General features: G+C 58.8%; 25 protein-coding genes and 1 pseudogene. 15 read left to right on the top strand and 11 right to left on the bottom strand.

What is annotated here, in order from left to right; translation table 11 throughout:
• Positions 1 to 53: 53 nt before the first annotated feature.
• The 5 genes from NJC40_RS25980 (at position 54) to NJC40_RS25960 (ending at position 5,864) form a co-directional block, all read left to right on the top strand.
• Positions 54 to 1,331, top strand: coding sequence for a flavohemoglobin expression-modulating QEGLA motif protein (locus tag NJC40_RS25980; protein ID WP_253115514.1), 1,278 nt, complete (start codon positions 54 to 56; stop codon positions 1,329 to 1,331).
• 62 nt (positions 1,332 to 1,393) lie between these two features.
• Positions 1,394 to 2,284, top strand: a complete 891-nt coding sequence (locus NJC40_RS25975; RefSeq protein ID WP_253142772.1) for an alpha/beta hydrolase — start codon at positions 1,394 to 1,396, stop codon at positions 2,282 to 2,284.
• Positions 2,285 to 2,492: 208 nt separating this feature from the next.
• Complete coding sequence (locus NJC40_RS25970; RefSeq protein ID WP_045481275.1) at positions 2,493 to 2,801, top strand: PA3694 family proteiin; 309 nt, start codon at positions 2,493 to 2,495, stop codon at positions 2,799 to 2,801.
• 160 nt (positions 2,802 to 2,961) lie between these two features.
• Positions 2,962 to 5,481 (top strand): excinuclease ABC subunit UvrA, encoded by a 2,520-nt coding sequence (locus NJC40_RS25965; protein WP_253142771.1) that lies wholly within the window; start codon positions 2,962 to 2,964, stop codon positions 5,479 to 5,481.
• Between the two features lie 125 nt (positions 5,482 to 5,606).
• A complete protein-coding gene (locus tag NJC40_RS25960; RefSeq protein ID WP_253142770.1) occupies positions 5,607 to 5,864 on the top strand; it encodes a hypothetical protein in 258 nt (85 codons plus the stop codon).
• Positions 5,865 to 5,947: 83 nt separating this feature from the next.
• Here the strand turns inward: NJC40_RS25960 and NJC40_RS25955 are convergent, their stop codons facing one another.
• From NJC40_RS25955 to NJC40_RS25945, 3 genes are all read right to left on the bottom strand, one after another.
• On the bottom strand, positions 5,948 to 8,296 hold the full coding sequence (locus NJC40_RS25955) for a TonB-dependent siderophore receptor (protein WP_253142769.1): 2,349 nt from the start codon (positions 8,294 to 8,296) through the stop codon (positions 5,948 to 5,950).
• A 100-nt stretch (positions 8,297 to 8,396) separates the two neighbouring features.
• Entirely contained in the window at positions 8,397 to 9,368 is a 972-nt protein-coding gene (locus NJC40_RS25950) for a FecR domain-containing protein (protein WP_253142768.1), read from the bottom strand.
• On the bottom strand, positions 9,352 to 9,882 hold the full coding sequence (locus NJC40_RS25945; protein WP_253142767.1) for a sigma-70 family RNA polymerase sigma factor: 531 nt from the start codon (positions 9,880 to 9,882) through the stop codon (positions 9,352 to 9,354). The genes NJC40_RS25950 and NJC40_RS25945 overlap by 17 nt, the downstream gene beginning before the upstream one ends.
• Positions 9,883 to 10,013: 131 nt before the next feature.
• Between NJC40_RS25945 and NJC40_RS25940 the strand changes: the two genes are divergently transcribed.
• Positions 10,014 to 10,475 carry an Sbal_3080 family lipoprotein gene (locus NJC40_RS25940; protein ID WP_045481258.1) on the top strand — a complete coding sequence of 154 codons (462 nt, stop codon included), beginning with the start codon at positions 10,014 to 10,016 and terminating at the stop codon, positions 10,473 to 10,475.
• A gap of 189 nt (positions 10,476 to 10,664) precedes the next feature.
• Here NJC40_RS25940 and NJC40_RS25935 read toward each other — a convergent pair whose 3' ends face one another.
• Entirely contained in the window at positions 10,665 to 11,726 is a 1,062-nt protein-coding gene (locus NJC40_RS25935) for an RNA-guided endonuclease InsQ/TnpB family protein (RefSeq protein ID WP_492180423.1), read from the bottom strand.
• A 365-nt stretch (positions 11,727 to 12,091) separates the two neighbouring features.
• Positions 12,092 to 12,637: a BRO-N domain-containing protein gene (locus tag NJC40_RS25930; protein WP_253141869.1), complete on the bottom strand. Its 546-nt coding sequence runs from the start codon at positions 12,635 to 12,637 to the stop codon at positions 12,092 to 12,094.
• 425 nt (positions 12,638 to 13,062) lie between these two features.
• Between NJC40_RS25930 and NJC40_RS25925 the strand changes: the two genes are divergently transcribed.
• A complete protein-coding gene (locus NJC40_RS25925) occupies positions 13,063 to 13,554 on the top strand; it encodes a GNAT family N-acetyltransferase (RefSeq protein ID WP_253141871.1) in 492 nt (163 codons plus the stop codon).
• 91 nt (positions 13,555 to 13,645) lie between these two features.
• Here NJC40_RS25925 and NJC40_RS25920 read toward each other — a convergent pair whose 3' ends face one another.
• Positions 13,646 to 14,500, bottom strand: coding sequence for a pirin family protein (locus NJC40_RS25920; RefSeq protein WP_253141886.1), 855 nt, complete (start codon positions 14,498 to 14,500; stop codon positions 13,646 to 13,648).
• A gap of 243 nt (positions 14,501 to 14,743) precedes the next feature.
• Between NJC40_RS25920 and NJC40_RS25915 the strand changes: the two genes are divergently transcribed.
• The 3 genes from NJC40_RS25915 (at position 14,744) to NJC40_RS25905 (ending at position 16,100) form a co-directional block, all read left to right on the top strand.
• Positions 14,744 to 15,094 (top strand): DUF805 domain-containing protein, encoded by a 351-nt coding sequence (locus NJC40_RS25915; protein ID WP_492180422.1) that lies wholly within the window; start codon positions 14,744 to 14,746, stop codon positions 15,092 to 15,094.
• 89 nt (positions 15,095 to 15,183) lie between these two features.
• A complete protein-coding gene (locus tag NJC40_RS25910; RefSeq protein ID WP_231906541.1) occupies positions 15,184 to 15,609 on the top strand; it encodes a DUF805 domain-containing protein in 426 nt (141 codons plus the stop codon).
• Positions 15,610 to 15,728: 119 nt separating this feature from the next.
• Positions 15,729 to 16,100, top strand: coding sequence for a DUF805 domain-containing protein (locus NJC40_RS25905; protein WP_253141889.1), 372 nt, complete (start codon positions 15,729 to 15,731; stop codon positions 16,098 to 16,100).
• Between the two features lie 79 nt (positions 16,101 to 16,179).
• Here the strand turns inward: NJC40_RS25905 and NJC40_RS25900 are convergent, their stop codons facing one another.
• Positions 16,180 to 16,995: an MlaA family lipoprotein gene (locus NJC40_RS25900; RefSeq protein ID WP_045481240.1), complete on the bottom strand. Its 816-nt coding sequence runs from the start codon at positions 16,993 to 16,995 to the stop codon at positions 16,180 to 16,182.
• On the bottom strand, positions 16,988 to 18,286 hold the full coding sequence (locus NJC40_RS25895) for an alpha/beta fold hydrolase family protein (protein WP_045481239.1): 1,299 nt from the start codon (positions 18,284 to 18,286) through the stop codon (positions 16,988 to 16,990). The genes NJC40_RS25900 and NJC40_RS25895 overlap by 8 nt, the downstream gene beginning before the upstream one ends.
• Before the next feature lie 1,185 nt (positions 18,287 to 19,471).
• On the opposite strand from NJC40_RS25895, the gene NJC40_RS25890 reads away from it, so the two are divergent.
• The 3 genes from NJC40_RS25890 (at position 19,472) to NJC40_RS25880 (ending at position 22,580) form a co-directional block, all read left to right on the top strand.
• Positions 19,472 to 20,326: a glycine betaine ABC transporter substrate-binding protein gene (locus NJC40_RS25890; protein ID WP_045481237.1), complete on the top strand. Its 855-nt coding sequence runs from the start codon at positions 19,472 to 19,474 to the stop codon at positions 20,324 to 20,326.
• A 287-nt stretch (positions 20,327 to 20,613) separates the two neighbouring features.
• Positions 20,614 to 20,925 carry a DUF485 domain-containing protein gene (locus tag NJC40_RS25885; protein ID WP_045481235.1) on the top strand — a complete coding sequence of 104 codons (312 nt, stop codon included), beginning with the start codon at positions 20,614 to 20,616 and terminating at the stop codon, positions 20,923 to 20,925.
• Positions 20,922 to 22,580: a cation acetate symporter gene (locus NJC40_RS25880; protein ID WP_253141891.1), complete on the top strand. Its 1,659-nt coding sequence runs from the start codon at positions 20,922 to 20,924 to the stop codon at positions 22,578 to 22,580. Before NJC40_RS25885 ends, NJC40_RS25880 begins: the two co-directional genes overlap by 4 nt.
• A 106-nt stretch (positions 22,581 to 22,686) precedes the next feature.
• Here NJC40_RS25880 and NJC40_RS25875 read toward each other — a convergent pair whose 3' ends face one another.
• Positions 22,687 to 22,845 (bottom strand): DUF3309 family protein, encoded by a 159-nt coding sequence (locus NJC40_RS25875; protein WP_084709796.1) that lies wholly within the window; start codon positions 22,843 to 22,845, stop codon positions 22,687 to 22,689.
• Positions 22,846 to 23,130: 285 nt separating this feature from the next.
• Here NJC40_RS25875 and NJC40_RS25870 point away from each other — a divergent pair.
• Together NJC40_RS25870 and csrA are read left to right on the top strand one after the other, a co-directional pair.
• Positions 23,131 to 23,495: pseudogene (locus NJC40_RS25870) on the top strand (DUF2784 domain-containing protein).
• Positions 23,496 to 23,655: 160 nt separating this feature from the next.
• Positions 23,656 to 23,877 (top strand): carbon storage regulator CsrA, encoded by a 222-nt coding sequence (csrA, locus tag NJC40_RS25865; protein ID WP_253141893.1) that lies wholly within the window; start codon positions 23,656 to 23,658, stop codon positions 23,875 to 23,877.
• Between the two features lie 25 nt (positions 23,878 to 23,902).
• Here csrA and NJC40_RS25860 read toward each other — a convergent pair whose 3' ends face one another.
• Together NJC40_RS25860 and NJC40_RS25855 are read right to left on the bottom strand one after the other, a co-directional pair.
• The gene (locus tag NJC40_RS25860; protein WP_045481224.1) at positions 23,903 to 24,130 is read right to left on the bottom strand and encodes a YheU family protein; all 228 of its coding nucleotides are present in this window, start codon (positions 24,128 to 24,130) and stop codon (positions 23,903 to 23,905) included.
• Between the two features lie 91 nt (positions 24,131 to 24,221).
• Positions 24,222 to 25,418, bottom strand: a complete 1,197-nt coding sequence (locus NJC40_RS25855; RefSeq protein ID WP_045481221.1) for an osmoprotectant NAGGN system M42 family peptidase — start codon at positions 25,416 to 25,418, stop codon at positions 24,222 to 24,224.
• Positions 25,419 to 25,507 lie beyond the last annotated feature (89 nt).

Here is a 25,507-nt window from a genome sequence, read left to right as displayed (position 1 = left end):
GCGCTCAGCCAGCAGGTAGTTTTTAAGTCAACATCAGGATCAAGGAGTACCGGGTGGACGAATACCAGCAGACTATTCGTGGCTTATCGGACCGGATCGTCACGGCGCAGACGCCGATCCGTGTGCTCGATGCGGTGAAGTGGGACGACAGTGTGCGCAAGGGCTTTCTGGCCGCCAAGGGCAAAGAGCTGCCCGCAGTCGATCGCGCTTATTACGAAGGCCGGCCACTGGGCTTCGACTCTGCTGCGCTGAAGCAGGAATTCCAGAACATCGAGCGCGATGTCACCCGCCAGTTGGGGCAATTCAACCCGGTGGGGCAGATCATGCGCCGCATGTGCCGCGAATACCGCATGGTCATTCGTATGCTTGAAGCGCGTGGCACGGCGGATTTCGGCCTGATCTCCCAAGAGCTGTATGGCGCGGCGTCCGACGCATTTCATGCCGGCGACCCGACCCTGTCCGACCTGGGGGTGATGCTCTCCGGTTATCTGAACAACATTGCCGGGCGCGGCGACCTCAAAGACGAACCCAAGACCCTGACCGCCAAGGACGCCGTGGAGATTCTCCAAGAGCGCCTGAACCGGGTATTTGGCGGGGGCGAAGAGACCGTGCGGGTGTTCGAGTCAGACGGCATCGTGGCCGACGCCGCCGCCGGCGCCGACTACATCAAGATCCGATCCGATGCGATGTTCAACCAGCGCGATGTCCGCGCCCTGGAAGTCCACGAGGGGCTGGTGCATGTCGGCACCACCCTCAATGGCCAGAACCAGCCGATCTGCACCTTTTTGTCCAAAGGCCCGCCCTCGTCGACCGTGACCCAGGAGGGCCTGGCGATTCTCATGGAGGTGATCGCTTTTGCCTCCTACCCCAGCCGCTTGCGCAAGCTGACCAATCGCACCCGCGCCATTCACATGGCCGAGGAGGGCGCGGACTTCCTGCAGGTGTACGACTTCTACCGTGAACAGGGCTTCAGTCAGGCCGACAGCTATGGCAACGCCAGCCGGGTGTTCCGTGGCTCGACGCCAAACGGGCTGCCATTCACCAAGGATCTGTCCTACCTCAAGGGCTTCATCATGATTTACAACTACATTCAGCTGGCCGTACGAAAAGGCAAGCTCGAACAGGTGCCCTTGCTGTTTTGCGGCAAGACGACCCTTGAAGACATGCGTACCTTGCGCCAACTGGTGGATGAAGGTCTGGTGGTCGCGCCCAAATACCTGCCTGATCAGTTCCGTGACATGAATGCCCTGTCAGCCTGGATGTGCTTCTCCAACTTCCTGAACCATTTGAGCCTGGACCGGATCGAAGCAGATTATTCCAACATCCTCTGAGCGGGAGGGGGTCGGGACTTGCTTCGCGGATAAATCCGCTCCTACGACAAAGGATGGTGAGTTTGAAAGCGATCGGCATTCTGGTCCTGCTGCTGTGCCTGGGCGGTTGCAGCGGCATGCTGTTTTACCCTGAGCGTGGCCTGCCGTTCACCCCCGACAAGGCCCGCCTCGAATACCGTGACCTGACCCTCACCACCGCCGACGGCACGCGCCTGCACGGCTGGTGGCTGCCGGCCAAACCGGGTGTGCCGGTCAAGGGCACGGTGCTGCACCTGCATGGCAACGGCGGCAATCTGGCCTGGCACCTGGGGGGGAGCTGGTGGCTGCCGGAGCAGGGTTATCAGGTGCTGATGCTCGACTATCGCGGCTATGGTTTGTCTGAAGGCGAGCCGAGCCTGCCGGCCATTTATCAGGATCTCGATGCCGCCTTTGCCTGGCTGGATAAGGCGCCAGAAACCCAGGGCCAGCCGCGTATCGTATTGGGCCAAAGCATCGGCGGGGCGCTGGCCGTGCATTATCTGGCGCAGCATCCAGAGCAACGCAGCGGCCTCAAGGCGCTGATTCTCGATGGCGTCCCGGCCAGCTACCGTGAAGTGGCCCGCCATGCCCTTGGCACCTCCTGGCTGACCTGGCCATTCAAGCGGCCGTTGTCGTGGTTCATCCCTGACGGCGACAGCGCCATCCACAGCATTGCCCAGCTTAAAGGCACACCGATGCTGCTGTTTCACAGCATGGACGACGATATCGTGCCGCTGAATAACGGCCTGGCCCTTTACAAAGCCGCGCCCTTGCCCCGGGTGCTGCAATTGACCCGCGGCGGCCACGTCCAGACCTTCGCCGACCCGACCTGGCGCCAGGTGCTGCTGCGCTACCTCGACGACCCCCAGCATTTCAACGGCCTGCGCCGGTTGGGGGAAATCCCCAACTATCCGCCCGCACCTGCGACGCCGTGACCTGCCCAAGCATTGATGTCGCTCACGGATGTTCAGATTAAACACTGTCATTGTGGGAGAGAGCGATTATCCGCATTCGCCATGGCCCGGCATCCCGGCAGGGCTGCCTCCCACCGCAACTGTGGCGTGCACAAGAGCCAGGTACGACGTGGATCTGTGGGAGGCCGCTCTGCTGGCAACAGAAGTTACCTCATTTTCGAGCACACCCATGACCCAGGAACGCAACCTCATCCCCATCATCCTGACTGGCGTTGCCAGCATCGCCGGCACCGTCGCCTGCCTCGGGTACTACGGCTACCTGCACTTCGCCAAGCCTGAAGATGCGCTGCTGCTCAACGACTACACCATGCTCAAAACCATTCCCGGCGAGCAATATTCCGCCAGCCTGGCCCCGGCCAACCAGATCGCTCAATGCATCGATGGCGTGCTGGTGCTGTTCGACACCCAGCAAAAGGGCCTGAGCGGCGTGTTGGTGGATAACCGTAAACGTTTGGTAAGGTGCAGTGGTCCACAGTAACGTTCAGCCTTCGAATCAATACCGCTCGAATAACCACCACAACTTTTGTGGGAGCCACCGTGGGAACGAGCTTGCTCGTGAAGGGGCCATGCCAGACGCAGCCTTTGGGCGCCTGACTGAACAGTACTGTTTTTAAATTCCGTCGCAGTAAGGACCCCTGATGCCCGCTTCTCCATCGACCGCTTTTTCAGGCTTCGTCCGGGTGCGTGGCGCCCGCGAGCACAACCTCAAGAACGTCGATGTCGACATTCCCCGCGATGCGCTGGTGGTGTTCACCGGGGTCTCCGGGTCGGGCAAGTCGTCACTGGCGTTCTCGACCCTGTATGCCGAGGCCCAGCGCCGTTACTTCGAGTCGGTAGCCCCTTACGCACGGCGGCTGATCGATCAGGTCGGCGTCCCGGATGTCGATGCCATCGACGGTCTGCCGCCGGCGGTGGCTCTGCAACAGCAGCGCGGCACACCCAGTGCGCGGTCGTCGGTGGGCAGCGTCACGACCTTGTCGAGCCTGATCCGCATGCTCTACTCGCGGGCCGGCCGTTACCCGGCCGGCCAGCCTTTGTTGTACGCCGAAGATTTTTCGGCCAACACCCCGCAAGGCGCCTGCCCGCAGTGCCATGGCTTGGGCCGGGTGCATGAGGTCACGGAACAGTCGATGGTGCCTGATCCGTCGTTGACCATTCGTGAGCGGGCGGTCGCGGCCTGGCCGCTGGCCTGGCAAGGCCAGAACCTGCGCGACATCCTGGTGACTCTGGGCTACGACGTCGATGTTCCCTGGCGTGACCTGCCCAGGCAGCAGCGCGAGTGGATTCTGTTCACCGACGAAACCCCGACCGTGCCGGTGTACGCCGGCCTGACTCCGGCGCAGACCCGTGAGGCCCTCAAGCGCAAGCTCGAACCCAGTTACCAGGGCACCTTCAGCGGCGCCCGGCGTTATCTGTTGCACACCTTCATGCATTCGCAGAGTGCCCAGATGCGCAAGCGCGTGGCGCAATACATGCGCGCCAGCCCGTGCCCGTCCTGTGGGGGCAAACGCCTCAAACCGCAAGCGCTGAGCGTGACCTTCGCCGGGCTGGATATCGCGGCGCTGTCGCAGCTGCCGTTACAACAACTGGCCGCGCTGCTGCAGCGGGTCGCCGCGCCGGACTGGCTGGAACAGGACGAGCCGGATTCTTCGATGGAAAAACGCCTGGCCGCGCAGCGCATCGCTGTGGAACTGCTTGAACGCATCACCACCCTGATCGACCTGGGGCTGGGCTACCTGGCGCTGGAGCGCAGCACGCCGACGCTGTCGTCCGGTGAACTGCAACGCCTGCGCCTGGCCACCCAGCTCAACTCACAGCTGTTCGGGGTGATCTACGTGCTCGACGAGCCCTCAGCCGGTCTGCACCCGGCCGACAGTGAAGCGCTGTTCGAAGCCCTGCAACGCCTCAAAGCGGCGGGCAACTCGGTGTACGTGGTCGAACATGACCTGGACACCATGCGCCGTGCCGACTGGCTGATTGATGTCGGCCCGGCCGCCGGCGAGCAGGGCGGCCAGGTGCTGTACAGCGGCCCGCCAGCGGGCCTTGCGCAGGTCGAGGCCTCCAGCACCCGGCATTACCTGTTCAGCCCTGCCGTGCAGGCTGGGCACACACCGCGCGTGGGCAAAGACTGGCTGCGCCTGGAAGGCGTCACCCGCAACAACCTCAATGACCTGAGTGCCGCATTTCCACTGGGCTGCTTCACCTCGGTCACCGGTATTTCCGGCTCCGGCAAATCCAGCCTGGTCAGCCATGCGCTGCTGGAGCTGGTCGGTGCGCACCTGGGTCACAGCGAAGCGCCGACCGACGCTGCCGAGCAGAGCCTGGAGGACGAACCGCAACAGACCACTGGCGGGCGCATCAGCGCCGGGCTCGACGGCCTCAAGCGTCTGGTACAGGTTGACCAGAAACCCATCGGCCGCACGCCACGCTCGAATCTTGCGACCTATACCGGGCTGTTCGACCACGTTCGCAAACTGTTTGCCGCCACCGAGCAAGCCAAAACGCTGGGTTTCGATGCCGGGCAGTTCTCGTTCAACGTCGCCAAGGGCCGCTGCGAAAAGTGCGAGGGCGAGGGCTTCGTCAGTGTCGAGCTGCTGTTCATGCCCAGCGTCTACGCGCCATGCCCGACCTGCCACGGCGCCCGCTACAACCCGCAGACCCTGACCGTCACCTGGAATGGCCTGAACATCGCGCAAGTGCTGCAACTGACCGTCGACCAGGCCTACGAGGTGTTCGCCGAGCAGGTCGCACCGCGCCGTGCGCTGCAAGTGCTCAAGGACATCGGCCTGGGCTACCTGCGCCTCGGCCAGCCGGCCACCGAGCTATCGGGTGGTGAAGCACAACGCATCAAACTCGCCACCGAATTGCAACGCAACGCCCGCGGCGCGACCCTCTACGTCCTCGACGAACCCACCAACGGCCTGCACCCGCAAGACATCGACCGGCTGATGGTGCAACTTAACCGGCTGGTGGATGCCGGGCACACCGTGGTGGTGGTCGAACACGACATGCGGGTGGTGGCCCAGAGTGACTGGGTGATCGATATCGGTCCGGGTGCCGGGGATGCTGGCGGCAAGGTGGTGGTAAGTGGTGTGCCGGGGGAGGTGGCGCGGTGTGCTGAAAGCCGGACTGCGGGGTTTTTGGGCAGAGCGTTGTAGCAGACCGTTGGCTCATTGGTGTGATGTGGCACTCCGCTTTCATCTGTTACCAGAACCATGAATGATGGGTTTATGCTGTGGTCAGCGTTGTGATCAGAGCGCACATCACGCCAAGGAGATAGTAGATGTCAGACCTGAAAGAGATTCGCTTCGTCAAGCGCATAGTGATCGGAGCGGCAGAAACATCCGGTCCTCAGATCGACGAGGCCAGTGAACAGCAGATTGAGCTGCTCAATCGTTGTTTGAGCGACTCGCCCAGAGGCTGGATTATCGGTCTGGAGAAAACCCTGTCGATGGTGGATGTCGCAGGGCGGCAGGAATCTGTGCAAGGGCTGGTCTATCACATCGGTTTTCCTCGCAAACCGCATTGGTTGAGTGAGTGAATGGCTGGTGGTTTTTTCGTCACAGATTTCCCATGCCGGCTGGCGGCATGAGAAATCTGTAAAGGTAGCGCGCGTGTTGCAAGTCAGTAGGTATATTTCAGCGAGGTCATGAAATTGCGTGGCATGCCGTACGAGCCGCGCACACCGGCCGAGATGATGTACTCCTTGTCAAACAGGTTGTTGATGTTGGCGGAGACCGAAAGATGCTGGTTGATCTCGTAACGGCCCATCAGATTGACCAAGGTATAACTGCCTTGATGCATGACCTTCAGGTCATCGCCGGTCTTGCTTTCCCAGTTGAATCCACCGCCGACGGTAAACTTGCTCAGGTCTCCCGGTAGGCGATAAGTCGTGAACGTCTTGAAACTGTGTCGTGGTGCACGGGTGATAATCCGCTGGTCTTCATCGTTGCGGGTCACACTGTAGACATAGCCGCTACTGAAGTTCCAACCCTCTGCGAGTGCGCCGTTGAATTCGAGTTCGGCACCTTCGGTTGCCGTGTTGTTGTACATTTCGTAGCCGTTGCTGGCGTTGTTCCATACCGCCAGATTGTCCTGATTGGTGCGGAACAGCGAAAGGCTGGAATTGAGCCGGCCATCTTGAAAGCTGGCCTTGATACCGGCCTCGATGCTGGTACCGTCCTCCGGCTCTGGAGAAGTTACATATTGGCTGACCAGCGAATCCTGAGGCTGGAAGATCTTGGTGTAGCTGCCATAGAGCGACCACGTGTCATTCAAAGCATGCACAAGGCCAAGGTAGGGGGTGAAGATTCCTGTTTCCCGGCTGCGGCTCTTGGTTACTCGGCCTGTCGACAGGGTCAGGGTGTCATTGTTGTTTTTCCAGTCTGTCAGGCGTCCGCCGACCAGTAGGCTTGTGCTATCGGTGAGGTGGAAGCGGGAACTCATGTAGGCATTGTACTGATGCTCGTGGCGGTCAGTTTTCCCTGTCTTGTTATAGTGCGGTTTTGGTGTGTCATCGGCCCATGTGAAAATAGTGGGAATCAGGTAGGTCGAAGGGACCATGGTGTAGTTGCTGCCATCGGCGTGGATGTTTGTCAGGGTTACACCACCAATGAATTCATGCTCGCGTCCGAGCAGTGAAAACGGACCGGTCAGATAAGTGTCCAGGTTTTCCTGTTCTGTCGTATTGACCCAATAGGGGCTTAGCAGGCGTCCACCGGCTCCCGTGCTCTTGTTGATAGCCCCCGTAGAGGTAGCATAGAGGCTTTCGTATTCATACCGTGCGTGGGACAGCTCGCTTTTGATACTCCATCCCGAGCCGAACGTGTGCTCTATGGAAGCAAAGAAACTGGTGAGGTCGTGATCGTAAAATGCCCAGTCTGGCGTTTTTATATCTGAAGGCTTTAAATCGATCTTGCTGCCGTCGCTATAGAGCATTGGCATTAACGCGGCCTGGGAATTGGTTTTCTTGGCAATGTTGCTAAAGCCGAGCGTGAGCAGCGTGTCATCACTCAAATCGATTTCGCTGATGCCGTACAACGTGATCCTTTCTTGTTCATAGTTGTCGGTCCAGCCGTGCTGATGCTTATAGTCGGCAACCAGGCGTCCTCGCACATTACCGCTGTCTGTCATCGGACCGGAGACATCAACGCCACTGCCATAGCGGTCCCAATTGCCGGCTTCGGCGGTAAAGGATACCTGGGGGTCGAAGGTTGGCCGCTTGCGGACCATATTAATGGTCGCCGACGGTTTGCCCAGACCACTCATGATACCTGTGGCACCCCGCACCACTTCAATCCGGTCATACATGGCAGTGGCTTGCAGGTAGTTGCCCATTGCCGAGGAGGTGGGCACACCATCAATCTGGAAGTTGTTGATGCTTGAACCTCTGGAAAGAATTTGGGGTGCATCGCCACCGTAAACCAGAGGTTTGACCACAATGCCGGTTGTGGCATCCAGCGCATCGGCCAAGTCATCCAGCTTCTGATCTTCCATCCGCTGCCGTGTAATCACCGTCACCGATTGCGGCGTTTCCTGCGGTGTCAGGTTCAAGCGCGTCGAACTACTCGTAGACCCGGTCGTATAAGAGCCGGTCCCCTCGGTAATCGACCCCGGTGCCTTGCCTGAAATGCTCACTGCCGACAGCTCAAGCCCGGTACTGTTTGCCCGTGGCCTTACCTCGTAACGCTTCTCCCCGGTCTTCACCGCCTCCAGCCCGCTGCCTTCGAGCAGGATCGCCAGCGCCTGTTCCACGCTGTAGCTGCTGTCCAGCACCCGGCTCTGTTGGCCTTCGGTCAGGCTGCCGTCGCTGACCAGGAAGATTCCGGCCTGGGCAGCGAAGCGGTTGAGTTGGGTCGACAACGGCCCGGATTCCAGGCGGTACTGCTCGGCGGCGTGGCTGAGCGGGCTGAGCACAGCCAGGGCGATGGCCAGGCTCAGGGGGCGTAACGAGGCGGCGGGCAAGCGGTACATGGGTGGTCCTGTTAGCTGATGGTGTGTGGGTTGTTTTCAGCTAATTCGGATGAGCCGCCGAAAGAGGAACACCTGAATGAAAATAATTTTCAAATGACGTTCAATGTCTGGCTTCCAGACTGATCCACCAAGGCAAGGTTTGCTCCACGCGGATTGGCAGCGCGCTGCTCAACATGCTCAGGGTCTGCGGCAGGTCGTCCTGCGGGAAGGTGCCCACTACCTTGAGCCCGGCGACTTCTGGTGCGACGCCGATATGCCCGTGGTGATAGCGCCGCAGTTCGGCGATGACGTCGGCCAGCGGCTGGTTGTCGGCTTGCAGAATGCCACGGCTCCAGCTTTGCCGGCCGGCGTTGACCGGTTGTTCGGTGCCCAGTTGTTCGCGATTGAAGCGTCGTTCATGACCAGCGTTGACCACAGCGGCAATGCTGGCGCTGTTGCCCATATGAATCGCTACCGCGCCGTCGAACACACTCAGCCGGGTGTCGGTGGTTTCCTGCTGCACACTGAAGCGCGTGCCGAGTGCCTGCAAGCGGCCTTCGGCAGTGTCGACGAAAAACGGCCGAGCATCCTTGGCAGTGTCGATCAGCACTTCGCCGCGCACCAGTTGCAACACCCGCTGCTGGGCGGTGTAAGCGATGTTCAGGGCGCTGTCGCTGTTGAGCCACAGGCGCGTGCCGTCATCCAGGCGCAGCGCGCGCACTTCGCCCACCGCCGTACGCTGATCGGCACGCCAGGCCAGCAGGTTCTGTTCCAGCGGTCGCCAGCCGAGCCGCGCCAGCAGCGCTGCACCGCCGAACAGAGCCAGGCCCAGCAATACATTGCGCCGGCTCTGGCGCACTTGCCGCGCCCCGGTCAACGTGGCCCGTGCGGTGTCGCGCTCGCCTTGCAGGGGCGAGAAGCGCGCACTGATCCGCTCGACATACTGCCAGGCACGTTGATGACTGTCGTGCTGGTCATGCCAGCGTTGCCAGTCAGCGTGCAGGTGCGGGTCGTTCTCGGTCTGCAGCCGCGCGTACCAGTGCGCTGCCTGCTTGAGGACGGCGTGGTCCAGTGATTCAGATGAGGGCTTCATCCAGCTCCACTTCCAGCAACAGGCATTGGAACATGGCCTGGGCCAGGTACTTGGTCACTGTGCGTTGCGAGACGCCCAGTTGCTCGGCGATCTTGCGGTAGGTCAGGCCATCGAGCTGCGCCAGCAAGAAAGCCTCGGCCACTCGGGGCGGCAGCTTGGCGAGCATGGTGTGGACCTGTTGCAGCGCTTCGAGAATCACCGCCCGATGCTCTTCCGAGGGCGCGTAGGTTTCCGGTCTGCTGGCCAGCACCTCGAACCATGCATGCTCTACCTCGCGGCGCCGCCAGAAGTCCACGCATACATGCCGCGACATGGTGTGCAAATAGGCCCGTGCATGGCTGTCGCTGTCGAACTGCCGTGGCCGGGCCAGCAAGCGCACGAACACATCATGGGCCAGGTCCGCCGCATCGCTGGCATTGCCCAGGCGCTTGTTCAGCCAGGCATGAATCCAGCCGTGATGAGCGGTGTAATAGCCCAGCACCTGCTGTGAGTAGGCGTCGTCCAAGGTTGACATGAGAGCAAGTACTCTTTGGGAACTGTTCGCATCTTATGCGCGCCAGGGCGGGTGGAGCAAATGCTCGTTGTGCGGCAGTGGTCAGCCTGCCGTGTTAACCTCGCGCCCCTCAATTTCGGCATGGAGGTCGTATGCGCTGTTTGTCCCTGTCCCTGACCCTTTTTGCAGCTTTGCTGGTGAGCGGTTGCAGCATCAAGCAGACCGTGACCCCGGTGTCCTTGTCTGCGGCAATGGAGCCGGTGATCTGCATGATTCCGGCAGAAGGCCTGCGCCCAGGTTTTCAGGCCAGCTATGAGCGCCTGCTGCGCGAGAAAGGTTTCCAGATCCGTCAACTCGCTGCCAACAGCAACCCTGCGGTTTGCCCGCTGTCGACGACCTATATCGGTCGCTGGAGTTGGGATTTCACGATCTACATGAGTTATGCCGACATCCGCGTGTTTCAGCACGGCGTACAAGTGGGGCAGGCTGAATACGACTCGCGCAGTGGCGGCATGGCCTTCTCGAAGTTCATCAATGCCGAGGCCAAGATTGGTGAACTGACTCACCAGTTGTTTCCGAATGGGGCGGCTGGGATGTCGGCTGCGCGGCTGTAGATGAGCATGGCTTATGGTCCGCTTGGTCGGCGGGTCATGGCAGACCGGTCAGGCGCGGCCGATACTTGAGTCCTGCGCAAGCCGTGACTTTTCGTGAGCCTTGGCGATTTCCTGAAAAACTCTGAAGAGTACGTCAGGGTTTGGATCTTCCAGGAACATGCTCAGAAACTCGTTGACATCCTCCCCGCCCTAAAGGGCCGGGATTCCCACAACTGGACGCTCATGCCCGAGCGCGAGAATGTTCTTTGCGGCGTTGACGTCGCGGTCGTGGGTGGCACCGCACCCACAACAAGTCCATTCCCTTATTCCAAGCCCTGCGATACCTCTGGGCCTCGAGTCCGGCAATTGCTTGCAGCTCGAACAGGTTTGGGTGGTGTTTCTCTCGCTAACAACCTTGAAAACCGTGCCTGCGTGATCGCATTTGTATTCCAGCATGGTTTTCAATTGGCCCCAGCCGGCGTCCAGCACCGACTTGGCCATCCTGGTTTTCGCGAGTTTCAGTGAGTTCACATCGCCCACCACAATGACGCCACAACGCGCTACCAGCGCGTTGCTGAACTTATGCAGGCAATCCTTGCGGCGGTTCGCAATTTTGGCGTGAATCGCCCGCACACGGGCTTTCTTGCCGGCGCGCTGGGCCGTGCCCAGGGCGCTCTCCAGATCCCGGTAGAACCTGCCGCTTTCAAGGCGATCACCGTCGCTGCAGGTGGCCGTGGTTTTCAGTCCGAGGTCGATCCCCACTGCGTCCTGGCCTGGCGATAACTGGCGGTCGACCTCGACCACGACGTTGAAATACCAGCGTCCACGGCTGTCCTCGTTGAAGCTACCGGATCTGAATTTAAAGCCTCCCAGGCCGTAGCTGTCCCAGACCTTGAAGTGCTGTTTGTTGAAGACGACCTGGCCGTTTTTCCAGACAGCAGCGCCGACCTTGAAGGGCACCCAGCCCAGACTGCGCCGAGCGCCGCCCGAGCGGCGCCAGCGGAGCTGGCGCTTTTTGAATTGTTTGCGCCGTGTGACATATTCGTCGGCAACAGCCTGCACCGATTGGCTGTGCAGCCCCAGATCCTTGCCAGCTCCGTTGGTGTACTTGTGAATGTCGAACGTCGACAGAAAACGACCGTGCTCACGAATCGAGCGACTGCTCAACTCGTTTACGTAGTTCCACACAAAATTCACAGCACGAGAAGCCTCACGCAGCTGCGCTGCATGCTTGTCTCGCACTCGAACCTTGAGGGTTTTGGTCGCTTTCATTTCAGTCATGAAACACAGGATGGGGCGGTTTTATGGATGTTAACCCCTATGACCGCTTCGCGGTGGCGCTTTCATCCCCCACCTGAAGGAAGGGGCTTTTCGCGCCAGCTTGGTAATGTCTTTGTTCGTGTCCGATGAATGGATTATGGTCATGCGCGCTGCTCTGCCTGACTTCATTTGTTGGACAGATAGGATGAGTCTTTCTGAAACGAGTCCATGCTAAGCCCGCTGTTATGGAGGTCGCCGGAAAATAGTAGTCATCGTTTTAACCTCACTGACACCTGCCACACAGGCTGACACAGGCCGATTCCAGAAAATCAGAATCGGCCTACAGAACAACGCCGGGATCAGGGTCGGTCAAGCCCTCAGAACTTCATGGATTCGTCTTTGAAACCAAACTTCACCATCAACCTCTGCCACAACCCCATCGGCTTCGGCACCTCGGCCAGCAAGTGCGGCATGTCCTGCCAGCGCACCCATGAATCGTTGCGCCATTGCAGCAACTGCAAAGTATGGCCCAGCCATTCCAGGCGATTGATGCTCGGTTCTTCAAGCATGCGTTCGGCACGCCGGTGCAGTTCGGGCAGGACTTCGTGGGTCAACCACTGACGCAGGCTGCGGTTCTCCGGGACGTAGTGGTGGATCAACAGGGCGAAGACGCCGGACTCGCTGATCATCAGGCAGCGTTCGTAAAGTCCGTGGGAGTTGAGCCAGACCATGCGGCGCTGGTCGTGGTCGAGTTTGAGAGTATTGCGTTCGTCGAGCCGCTTGCCCATCAGGCGGGCCAGATCTGCCAGGCAGAACCACGCCTGGCTGTCATGGCGGATGGTGCGCAGACGGCGGTGATGGCGGAAAAAGGGCTCTGCGTCGAAGTGTTCGGGGCAGGGTGGACAGGTGGTTAGTAAATGCATTTTCGAAGGCTCCAGATTATCAAGGAGCTGCCCCTGGCCGTCGCCAAACGAGAAGGTGGCAGCTGTGCGAGGGTTGGCGAACCGGGTCAGGAGCCACGACCGGCAGACCTAAAGGTCTCCGACGCACAGCCGCCATAAAGCGACGTGCGTGAGGATACACACAACGTCTGGCGCTGCGTAGCTGCTGACAATCGGGTCGCCAAACCCGGCTCGCTGAATTTGCAGCGAGTGTCGGGCAGGGTAGTCAGACGTCCAGCGTGTGAATAGAGGGTGTCCGGTGATCCGGAAAAATTCAGAAATGGACTACAGGCTGTTTGGCACTTTATAGATCAGGCGTTCTTCAAATGCCTGTACCGTCATGACAGGCTTGTTCGCCTGAAAGCCCTTACACCGAACTGACCCTGAATTGAATACAAGGAACTGCCATGGACGCTGCCATACCTCTCCAATTCAACCCCATCGACCTCGACCGTCACGCCGACCTGTGCGTGCGCTTTCGTGAGGACGTGTTCCAGTTGGCGCTGGGCACGACGCTGCCGCTGCATAGCGAAGACGGGCAGGGGGCGGGGCGTTATCTGGACTGGCTGGCGCAGCGCTCGCAGGCGCTGCCGGGCAGCATGATGCATGTCTGGCAGGGCGACGAGATCGTCGGGCAACTGGAGTTGAACCAGCCGCAGCCGGCGCTGGGCTATGTGCATCTGTTCTATCTCACTGAGCCTTACCGTCATCTGGGCCTGGGCCAGCAGTTGCATGATCGGGCGATCGCGTTCTTTCGCCAGCGGCAGTGCACGACCCTGCAGTTGTCGGCGAGCCCGGACAACCTTCCGGCGCTGCGTTTTTACCAGCGCAATGGCTGGCGTGATATCGGCCCGCGTGAGGCGACACCGGGGGTTAACCTGTTCGAGCGGGTCATGTGAGATTTTCACTGGAACAGGCTATTTCAGCATCTGCTGAAAAGCCCGATTCCAGTGAAATTGTGCGTGACGGCGCACTGCTCACCCATCTTGTTCAAGCCGTCAGCCGGTCATCCCTGAAATCACGCAGGGCCTGTTCGATCTCTTCGCGGCTGTTCATCACGAACGGCCCGTACTGCACGATTGGCTCATGCAAGGGTTTACCGGCAATCAGCAACACCCTGGCTCCGGCAGCGCTTTGAATACGCAGTTCGCCGTCTTCTCCCAGACGCACCAGGCGGCTGGCGGCCACTGCCTGCGGGTAACCGCCTACCTCGATTTCGCCTTCATACACGTACAGCAACGCCCGATGCCCGTCCGGCAACCGCGGGCTGATGCTGGCGCCGGCCGGCAGGTGCAGGTCGAAATACTGCGGCTCGGTGTCCGGGCGCTGTACGGCGCCGGCCTGTTGTACCTGACCGTCGTCAAACTGCCCGGCGATCACCACCACCTCGATGCCATTAGCGGTGGTCAGGCGTGGAATCTGTTCTGGCTGGATGTCCTGATAACTGGCGTCCATCAACTTGTTTTTGCCCGGCAGGTTCAGCCACAACTGGAAGCCGCGCATCACGCCTTGCTCCTGCTCCGGCATCTCGCTGTGGATGATGCCGCGGGCTGCGGTCATCCACTGCACGCCGCCGCCTTGCAACAGGCCGACGTTGCCCATGTGGTCTTCGTGGCGCATCCGCCCTTCAAGCATGTAGGTAACGGTCTCGAAACCACGGTGCGGGTGCGGCGGAAAGCCGGCGATATAGTCGTCGGGCTGGTCGGAGCCGAACTCGTCGAGCATCAGGAACGGGTCGAACTGCTCCACCCCAGGGCCGCCAAACACGCGAGTCAGCTTGACCCCGGCACCGTCGGAAGCGGGCTGGCCAGTGTGGATCGACAGGACTTTGCGAAATGTGGTCATGAGTGGCGCTCCGTGTGGTGCAAATGAACTTGGCTAAATTGTATATCGCATTGATCGATTGAAAGGCTCAAAATTTCTTTATAAATTATCAGTATGTTTGATGAGTCTGCTGGCATAGCTCTACGCTACGTTTTTCAGCGGGCATCAGCTCAGACGTTTCCTACGTTATAGGAAGTACTGTCTTGCATCCGTGGCTTGGGCTTGACGATAAATTTGCGTCGAAGACTGCTTAGGGGCAATGCAATGTTAATGGGGCACGTATCTTATTTTTTTAGACGGCCGGATTTTAAGGGGCGTTCGAATCGCAAAGAGCTTTTCTCTTTCTTGATATCGTTTAGCGTTATTTTCTACCTGTATCTGCAGATCAGATTGTTGGCGCCAGGGTCTGACCTGGTATGGCAGGTCGAGTTGCTGATGATCTATATCCTGGCGCCTTTACCCGCCTTGCTTGCACGTCGTATTCATGACATTGGCTGTAGTGCCTGGGTCAGCCTGGCTTGGTTGCTGCCGTTCGCAGGTCTTGTTCTCTGTGCATGGATGCTTCTCGAAAAAGGAGAACCGGGGGAGAACTATTACGGATTGCCACCCGCTTGAAATATCTGGCGTGTCAGGGGGCGCCTGACTTTCATTTGTGATGAGTGCGTTGGCAGAATTTGGCCCGGCAGGGAACTCAACCCGTGAAAATGATGCTCATCGCCTGTCGCGATATGTTGCAGTTCAGAGGACGTACCCGGCGACGGAATTTTTTGTATTACCAGCTCTTTTATACGGCAGGGGTGATCGCTCTTTTTATGTTTGAGAGTGATTCGAGGATCGTGAGGGGCAGTGTTCAACTGGGGGGAGTGACGGCTGGATTCATCGCCCTCAATTTAGTACCCGGTCTGGCCATCACGTATCGGCGACTTCACGATGCCGATTTCAACGGGCTGTGGTTTTTGGTCACCTTCATTCCGCTTTATGGGCCTTTGTTTCTGTTGATGCTGTGTCTGTCATCCGGGTCGGTAGGCGTGAACAGCTATGGGCCTTGCCCACGCAGGTCTAAGGCTGCCGAGAGCAAAGTGCAGAGCGGTCAGGAAACGTGCGTAACTCGCCTTGACGGATCGGCATGACGTTGTGGGATGTCATGTATTTGTCCGTGAAAGTTGAGTTGCAAGCTTCTGTACAGACTGCGCCGCTGAGTCTGGCAGCTCTCCAGTTGATTAATCTGTCCAGATAGTAAAGGTGCACGATGAAAGAAGTTATTCAGGTCTATACAAAGGCCTTTGACTTTGACGGGCGTTCGAGTGTCAGAGAGTTTGTTTATTACTCGGTTTTCCTGTTGACGATTTTGGGTGGGCTGGTTTATCTGGTGTTTGATAGCGCCACCCAGCTCCCTGAGCAGGTGGTAGAACTTTTCATTCTACTCAACGTTTTGCCCAATCTTGCTTTGACTGTGCGGCGTTTACATGACCTGGATAAAAGCGGGTGGTGGATATTGATCAGTCTGGTTCCTGTGGCTGGGCCATTGACTCTTTGGCTTATGATGTTTTTTCCAGGTTCGCAAGGCGCTAATCGCCATGGTGCTGCCCCTTCGAGGTTGCACAAAGCCAATGACTCCTGAAGGCAGTCGACACGGATGAACGACGCAGTAAAAAGGCCAACCCGGTCACCCGGATTGGCCTTTGTCGTTACTGCGCGCCTTACTCGGCAATCATCAACTTGCGTGATTCGCTGTACACATAACGCACTTTCTCGTACTCGAACGGCGAGTTCATCTGGCCGTAGCGGAAGCTGGTTACGTAGCGTTTGTCGATGCCGCGCAGAATCACGATTTCCGGGTGGTCGCTGCTGACCTGGGCGACGTTGAGGAAGTTGATCTGCGACTCAGCCGCCACGTCGAAGATCAGGCCGCCGGTGTCACGCAGGTTGGATGGGCCGAACAGCGGCAGGACGATGTACGGGCCGGCCGGCACGCCATAGAAGCCCAGGGTCTGACCGAAGTCCTCGCTCTGTTTGGGCAGGCCCATCATGGTCGCCGGGTCCCACAGGCCGGCCACACCGATGGTGGTGTTGAGCAGCAGGCGCCCGGTGGTTTGCAGTGAGCGCTGGCCCTTGAACTGCAGCATGCTGTTGAGCAGGTTGGGCACGTCGCCCAGGTTGCTGAAGAAGTTGCTTACGCCACTGCGCACAAAACCTGGAGTGATGTAGCGGTAACCGTCGACCACCGGCAGGAATACCCACTCGTCGAAGCGATAGTTGAAATGCCAGACCCGGCGGTTCCACGACTCCAGCGGGTCATAGACTTCCAGGGCGTTGGTCGAGGCACGCTCGAACTCTCGCTGGTCCAGGCCGGGGTTGAACTTCAGCGACTTGAGCGGCTGGGTGAAGCCGTCTTCGTCGTAGTTGCGCACCACCGTGGCCTGGTCCTTGGTGGCGTGGGATATTTCAGTCTGGTCGGCCGCCTGGGCCATACCGGCAGCCAGCAGGGCGGCAAGCAGTAAATGACGTTTAGCCACGGAAAAACTCCAGCATGGCGTCGCTGTTGACGCGGTAGTTGAGGTTGCCGCAATGACCGCCGTAAGGATAAACGGTCAGGCGATCGCCGAAAGTCTGGCGCAGGAAGCCCAGGTCGCCAGGGCCCAGAATCACGTCGTCAGCGTTGTGCATGACGGCGATCTTGCTGTTGTTGTGCAGGTAGTCCTTGAGCGAATAGAGGCTGACCTGGTCGACCAGTTGCAGCAAGCTGCCGCCATCGGTGCGGGCACGCCACATGGGGATCAACTGCTCGGTCATGTAGCAGTCGAAGTCGCACTGCATGGCGCGCTTGAGGAACGGGGTCAGGCTGGTGCCTTCGCTGATCGGGAACTTCGGCGGGGTGATCAGGCCGCGGCGGTTGATCAGGTCCGAGGTAAAGGCGATGTCGGCGGAAGAGAAACGGAACGAGGTGCCGATCAGCATGGCCATCTGTTCGTTGCTCAAGTGTTCCTTGGACATCTGGAAGTCATAAAGCAGTGCATCGTTGAGGTCGATGTAGCCTTTTTGCTGGAAGTAGCGGGTCAGCTTGGCCAGCACCAGTTCATAGAAGGTGGTGGTGTTGTTGATGCCCTTGACCTGGGTCTGCACCAGCTTGTCGAGGTTGCTCACCGAGGTGTAGAGGTTGACCGGCGGGTTGAGCAGCAGCACCTTCTTGAAGTTGAAGCTGCGCCGGGTTTCGTCCAGGTGGCTGACGAACGCAGCATTCAGCGCGCCCAGGCTGTAACCGGTCAGGTAGAAGTCGGTAATCGGCAAGTCAGCGTGCTGGGCACGAACGCCTTGCATCACCCGATACAGGTCTTCAGCGTCTTCTTTGGAGAGCCCTGGCGTTGCATAACGCGAAGCCGAGCTCATGAAGTCGTAGCTGGTCGGCGACGACAATTGCACAACGTGGTAGCCCGCCCCGTAATACAGCTTCTTGAGGTATTCGTTGAGGGTGCTGTTATACGCCGCGCCCGTGCCGGCAATCAGAAAAATCAGCGGCGCCGCATGATCCTGGCGGGCCAGACGATAACGCAGTTTTTTCACCGCCCAGAAATTGTCAGGCAGGGTGAACTCGCGCTCTGGATGCAGGTTGAGATAGAAATCGTCCTGATCGATGTCGTCGTCGGACGGCAGATCCGGACGCAGATCAGGCGGGGTGGTGGCGATGGTCGCTTCGAATGGGTTAGTCAGCGGATAGCCATAAGTGGCCGGGTCGACGTTTTTAGCCAGGGCGGCTGCACTCAGGCAGAGACCACCCAGGACTGCAGCTAAGCGCAGGAGACGGAGCATGACTAAATCCCTTGGGAATGAGGTACAGAAAAGGTACGCAGGCTATGACCGTCGACATAGTGCCAAAGTGCCGTACCTGCGCGCGATCCTTTCTGGGCATCTCTAAAAACTGACTGCGTTTTTTGAAACGCCCATGTAACGGCGGTGAAACGATACACCTTTCGTCAAGTCAGGCATGTAGGAATGTGCGCTTTTTAGCGTAGTAATTGCGATGCAGGTCGGCTTTGCCGCGTTGGGGAGGTGTGAAAGGCCAGATAGCACAAAGGGAGCCATGGGCTCCCTTTTGAGTCGTGTCGCGTGCTCTTTTTATTTTTGTAGGGTGGTGTGTTGTTGTTTTTGTTGGGCCACCCTTCACTGCATTTCATGCGACCTCAATGGAGGTCAAGAGCAAACGTATTTTTTTGAGCGCTGACTCGCTTCAATCGACTGCCTGCACAGCAGTGCGATCCAACCAGTTCTGTGCTACCTCAAGGTAGTTTTATTGTTCTGTGCCTGGTTGCGTGGTCTTTTGCAAAAGACCCGGTGGAGCTGAATCTACTTCAAAAAAATCTGTTGGCTTCGTCTCTGCCCGTGTTGTTCTTGTTATGTCAGATCCGTACGTCTTGTTTTTATTAGGTTGCTGCCGTTTTTCTTGTTCTTGTTGTGCAGGAGATAAAGCACTACCCATGCCAACTTTTTAATATCCTTATAAATCAATGGCTTGCGATTTTTCAGGAAAGTCTGCGCATCGGCATCGGGTCGATGTGTTCCCGTGTTACCCGCTGCGGGTCAGCATGGACCCCGTATCGGTAACACATTGTGTTCCCTCCACCGACGCCCTGAATGGGTGCGCTGGCGATATTTTCAGGTGAGTGGCCAATCGCGCGGCTACTGCCATGCAGGGGCATCACTAAGGATGGTTTTCAGTTGCCAACCAATCGAGGTGTCGTGATTTTGGTGTGCATGTCGTTGATGGCGGTGTGATGTCGTTTACCGCTTGCCAGGGGTCGCTGGCAGATCATGTCGCTTTGCAGGGGGGGCAGATTATCAATGGGCCGCAGCGGTGAGCGCCGTTGCCGGCAAGAGTTATTGAAACGTGGAGGGTGCGCATCGCCCCATATTCGGGCGTGGTGGGCAGTCCTGAGAAAAACAACGTCAAAAATGCCCGACGCTGGTCGGTGCAAGGACTCTACCGGGGAAGTAATGATGAATATGCGCAAAATTCTGGGGGCGGGTGCCGCTCTGGTACTGGCCGCCAGCTCCACGCTGGCCATTGCTGAAACCAAGACAGTGAGTATTGGCTACGTTGAAGGCTGGTCTGACAGTGTCGCCACCACCTTCGTGGCCGCCGAGGTGCTCAAGCAGAAGCTCGGTTATGACGTCAAACTGCAGTCGGTCGCGGCCGGGATCATGTGGCAGGCGGTGGCCACTGACAAACTCGACCTGATGCTCTCGGCGTGGTTGCCAGGCACCCATGGCGAGTACATCGCCAAGTACAAAGGGCAGGTGGTGGATTACGGTCCGAACTTCAAGGATGCCCGCATCGGTCTGATTGTTCCTGAGTACGTGAAAGCCCAGAGCATCGCAGACCTCAAGACTGACGACTCCTTCAAGAACAAGATTACCGGTATCGATGCCGGTGCCGGGGTCATGCTCAAGACCGACCAGGCCATCAAGGACTACGCTCTGGACGGCTATAAACTGCAGGCCAGTTCCGGTGCCGGGATGATCGCCGAGCTGACCCGTGCGGTAAAACGCAATGAATCCATTGCCGTTACCGGCTGGGTGCCGCACTGGATGTTCGCCAAGTGGAAACTGCGCTTCCTGGAAGACCCTAAAGGCGTCTACGGCGCTGCTGAAACGGTCAACAGCGTCGGCAGCCTGAGCCTGGAAAAGAAAGCCCCGGACGTGGTCGCGTTCCTGAAAAACTTCCAGTGGGAGTCCAAGGACGAAATCGGTCAGGTGATGCTGGCCATCCAGGAAGGCGCCAAGCCTGAAGTCGCTGCCAAGGAATGGGTAGAGAAAAACCCGGCCCGCGTCGCGGCCTGGACCGGCAAGTAACAACTACTTCCCCTTTTGCGGCCTGCGGGCCGCCTTTTCGAAAACCACCCGGCGCGCTTCGTCGGGTGGTTTTGCGTTTTATACGGCCGGTACTCAGCGCAACCGGTATCTGTCTAATCTCTCTTTCCTGACATTTGCCGACGCCGCTTCGCAGCGGACGGTGCGGCTCGCCTGGCTCCAGACTCACAAATTAATATCGTTCTAATACTAAGGTCGTCTGGAGTCGTTCCAAGAGCTGACTAAAGTGAAGCTGTGTCATCTCATCCTATGCTGCGAGGACAAAAACAATGAACGACAGCATCTACCAAAAGATACAAGACAACCCCAGGTTCAAGGAGCTGGTGGCCAAGAGGGAGCGTTTCGCCTGGATTCTTTCAGCGATCATGCTCAGCCTCTACGCCGCCTTTATCCTGTTGATCGCTTATGGCCCCCACATTCTGGGCGCCAAGCTGAGCGCAACGTCCACGGTGACCTGGGGCATGCCGATCGGGGTCGGCCTGATCGTCACCGCGTTTATCCTGACCGGCGTCTACGTACGCCGTGCCAACGGTGAATTCGACGAGCTGAACAACGCCGTACTCAAGGAGATTCAGCAATGATCCGTCGTCTCTCTGCGGCACTTGCGCTGACCGCTTTCGCACCCGCACTGATGGCGGCTGACGCCCTCACCGGCGCAGTGCAGAAGCAAGCTCTCAACGTCCCGGCGATCGTCATGTTCGTCGCGTTCGTGGTGTTCACCCTGTACATCACTTACTGGGCCTCCAAGAAAAACAACTCGGCGTCGGACTACTACGCCGCCGGCGGCAAGATCACCGGTTTCCAGAACGGCCTGGCGATTGCCGGTGACTACATGTCGGCGGCGTCATTCCTGGGTATTTCCGCACTGGTTTACACCTCTGGCTACGATGGCCTGATCTACTCGATCGGCTTTTTGGTGGGCTGGCCGATCATTCTGTTTTTGATTGCCGAGCGCTTGCGTAACCTGGGCAAGTACACCTTTGCCGACGTGGCTTCCTACCGCCTCAAGCAGATGGAAATCCGTACCCTGTCGGCGTGTGGCTCGCTGGTGGTGGTGGCGTTCTACCTGATCGCGCAGATGGTCGGTGCCGGCAAGCTGATCCAGTTGCTGTTTGGGCTGGACTACACCGTTGCGGTGATCCTGGTGGGTATCCTGATGTGCCTGTACGTGCTGTTCGGCGGCATGCTGGCGACCACCTGGGTACAGATCATCAAGGCGGTGATGCTGCTCTCCGGTGCTTCGTTCATGGCGCTGATGGTCATGAAACACGTCAACTTCGACTTCAACCAGCTGTTCTCCCAGGCGGTTGCCGTGCACCCTAAAGGTGAGGCGATCATGAGCCCGGGCGGCCTGGTTAAAGACCCGATCTCGGCGTTCTCGCTGGGCCTGGCGCTGATGTTCGGTACGGCTGGCCTGCCACACATCCTGATGCGCTTCTTCACCGTCAGCGACGCCAAGGAAGCCCGCAAGTCGGTGTTCTATGCCACCGGTTTCATTGGCTACTTCTACATCCTGACCTTCATCATCGGTTTTGGCGCGATCCTGTTGGTCAGCACTAACCCGATGTTCAAGGACGCGGCTGGCGCGTTGATCGGCGGTAACAACATGGCGGCGGTGCATCTGTCCAACGCCGTGGGCGGCAGCCTGTTCCTGGGCTTTATCTCTGCGGTAGCCTTCGCCACCATTCTGGCTGTAGTAGCCGGTCTGACCCTGGCAGGTGCTTCGGCGGTCTCCCATGACTTGTATGCCAGCGTGATCAAGAAAGGCAAGGCCAACGAGAAAGACGAGATCCGCGTGTCGAAGATCACCACCATCGCGCTGGCTGTGGTTGCGATCATCCTGGGTATCGCCTTCGAGAGCCAGAACATCGCGTTCATGGTCGGCCTGGCATTCTCCATCGCTGCAAGCTGCAACTTCCCGGTGCTGCTGCTCTCGATGTACTGGAAGAACCTGACCACCCGTGGCGCCATGATTGGCGGCTGGATGGGCTTGATCAGCGCCGTGGTGCTGATGATTCTCGGCCCGACCATCTGGGTGCAGATTCTGCATAACCCTAAAGCAATCTTCCCGTACGAGTACCCGGCGCTGTTCTCGATTGCCATTGCATTCGTGGGCATCTGGTTCTTCTCGATCACCGACAAGTCCAAGGCAGGTGAGGATGAGCGTGCGCTGTTCGTGCCACAGTTTGTCCGTTCGCAAACCGGTCTGGGTGCCAGCGGTGCGGTATCGCACTGATTGACAGCTAAACCGCGACAACAAAAAAGCAGCCGTCAGGCTGCTTTTTTGTGGGGCCGGTTTTAGCGTGGCTGAACATCCGTCGGCGCGATGTCCAGCCGCGCATTCATATCCTGCCCAGTAACACCAGTACCAGCAGAATGACCAGAATGGTCCCGACCACGCCCGACGGTCCGTAACCCCAGCTACGCGAGTGGGGGAACACTGGCAGGCCGCCGATCAGTAGCAGGATCAGGATGATGATGAGAATTGTACTGATGCCCATGATGAGTTCCTTCTTTCAATATAAGGGAGCCAAGATTGCCGGAGGAATTCATGACACCCTTGATGTCATGTCTCGTGGCCTCTTGAATAATCCGACTCTGGGCGTTGAATAAAGGTTCTAAGCGCTTTGAATATATTTTTACAAATTAGCTTCGTTAAAATACCGGGTAGCCCAGTCTGAAAGTTGCAACTTTCCTGGCGGTATAAAGTCGGCGAGTGCGCGGCAGTGAAAGATTGAACTTACAGCGGCCGGTGACGTATTCGCCGCCGATTAAAAGGAGGGGTTATGTTGATGCGTCTGGCGGCCGATGCGGTATTGGTCGTGCACCTGCTGTTCATCGTGTTTGTGCTGTTTGGCGGTTTGCTGGTGCTGCGCAAGCCTGGCTGGCGGTGCTCCACCTGCCTGCGGTGGCCTGGGGGGCGGCGGTGGAGTTTCTGCACCTGTACTGCCCGCTCACGCCACTGGAAAACCACCTGCGCAGCCTGGCCGGCCAGCAGGGTTATGACGGCGGTTTCGTCGAGCATTACTTGATCGCGCTGATCTATCCGGCGGGTTTGACGATGCAGCACCAGTTATGGCTTGGCAGCGTGGTGCTGGTTATCAATGCCCTGGCTTATAGCCTGGTGTGGCGACGTTGGCGTAGACGCTGAGCGATGCAGTAATTACGACGTTTGCGTCTGCAATGTAGGTTATTTCCTTCAGCTAATTCCGGCGAGTGTGCAGGACATGGCTGATTTTACTTCGCCACATTGAAGCACTCTGCCGCGCGCGGCACTCTGCCCATTCACGGGATTGCAAGAGTGCACAAACATGTTGGTATTAACACGCGAAGTAGGCGAAACCTTTTCCATCGGTGACGAAATCACCGTGCAAGTGCTGGGCGTCAGTGGTAATCAGGTGCGCTTCGGTTTTGACGCCCCCAAACACGTCAAGATCCATCGCGCCGAAGTGTTCCGGCGCATTATCAAGACCTTGTCCGAACCTGATGAGCAGCCGCAGCCGCAGCCGCAGCAACAGTCGCCGGCAGCCTGAGCGGCTCAGGGATTATCCGGATTGCTCAGTCGAACAACTCTTTGGGCACTTCATGGCGAGCCATCAACTGGCACTGCTGGCTCTCGATGTCGAAGAAAATCACGGCCTGGCCTTTGCTGAGGGCGTGACGCACCCGCAATACCCGGGTCTGCAGCGGCGTGTCGTCGCCGTTATCGGTGCCGTCGCGGGTCACGAAGTCTTCGATCAGGCGGGTCAGGGTGTCGGGTTCGAGTTGCTCAAAGGGAATCAGCATGGATGGCTCTCGCGGCAGGGCCGGGGATGATAGTGCAGGGCCGCAGGTTATGCACCCGGCAGGATGCATGCCCTGCGGCAGCCAGACCGGCTCAGCTGCTTTCGCGACCCTGGCCGATCAGGCTATCGACCGGCGGCACGCGGGTTTCCGGTTCCATCTGAGTGTCGTGCTCCAGCTGGTGGCTGAAGCTTTCCAGCGAGGCCTTGGCCGGTTGCGCGTCACTGTCGAATACCGGCGGGCTGAGGATGTAGGCGCTCAGCAGTTTGCTCAGCGCCGCCAGGCTGTCGATGTGGGTGCGCTCGTAGCCGTGGGTGGCGTCGCAACCGAACGCGATCAGCGCGGTGCGGATGTCATTGCCGGCGGTAATCGCCGAATGGGCATCGCTGAAGTAATAGCGAAACACGTCGCGGCGTACCGGCAGTTCCTGCTCGGCGCCCAGCCGTAGCAAGTGGCGCGACAGGTGATAGTCATACGGGCCGCCGGAGTCGAGCATCGCCACACTGACCGCGTGTTCGCTGGAGTGCTGGCCGGGAGCGACCGGCGCGATATCGATACCGACGAACTCACTGACGTCCCAAGGCAGTGCCCCGGCCGCACCGGTGCCGGTTTCTTCGGTGATGGTGAACAGCGGGTGACAGTCGATCACCGGCTCCAGGCCGCTGTCGACCACCGCCTTGAGCGATGCCAGCAGGGCAGCTACACCGGCTTTGTCGTCCAGGTGGCGGGCGCTGATGTGGCCGCTTTCAGTGAACTCCGGCAGCGGGTCAAAGGCGACGTAGTCACCGATGCCCACACCTAACGACTCGCAGTCGGCGCGGGTCGCACAGTAAGCGTCCAGGCGCAGTTCGATATGATCCCAACTGACCGGCATCTGGTCCACGGCGGTATTGAAGGCGTGCCCGGAGGCCATTAGCGGCAGCACGCTGCCACGGATCACGCCGGTGTCGGTGAACACACTGACCCGGCTGCCCTCGGCAAAGCGGCTCGACCAGCAGCCCACCGGCGCCAGGCTCAAACGGCCGTTGTCTTTGACCTCGCGGACACAGGCGCCGATGGTATCGACGTGGGCCGACACCGCGCGGTCCGGGCTGCTCTTGCGGCCCTTGAGGGTGGCGCGAATGGTGCCACGCCGGGTCAACTCGAAAGGAATATCCAGTTCTTCAAGGCGCTCGGCGACATAGCGCACGATGGTGTCGGTAAAGCCGGTAGGGCTGGGAATCGCGAGCATTTCCAGCAGGACTTTCTGCAGGTAATTCAGATCCGGATCAGGGATGGTTGCATTAGACATGATGGAGGGCTCCTCTGGAGCAGCTACTGCTTACACGCTACACGCTGCAAGCCGGAGTGGATATGGCTTGCAGCTTGCAACCTGGTGCT

The sequence above is a fragment of the Pseudomonas sp. 21LCFQ02 genome (genome assembly GCF_024129895.2).
GTDB lineage: Bacteria > Pseudomonadota > Gammaproteobacteria > Pseudomonadales > Pseudomonadaceae > Aquipseudomonas.
Note: the sequence above shows the minus strand (reverse complement) of the source record. Positions and strands in the feature narration are given on the sequence as shown.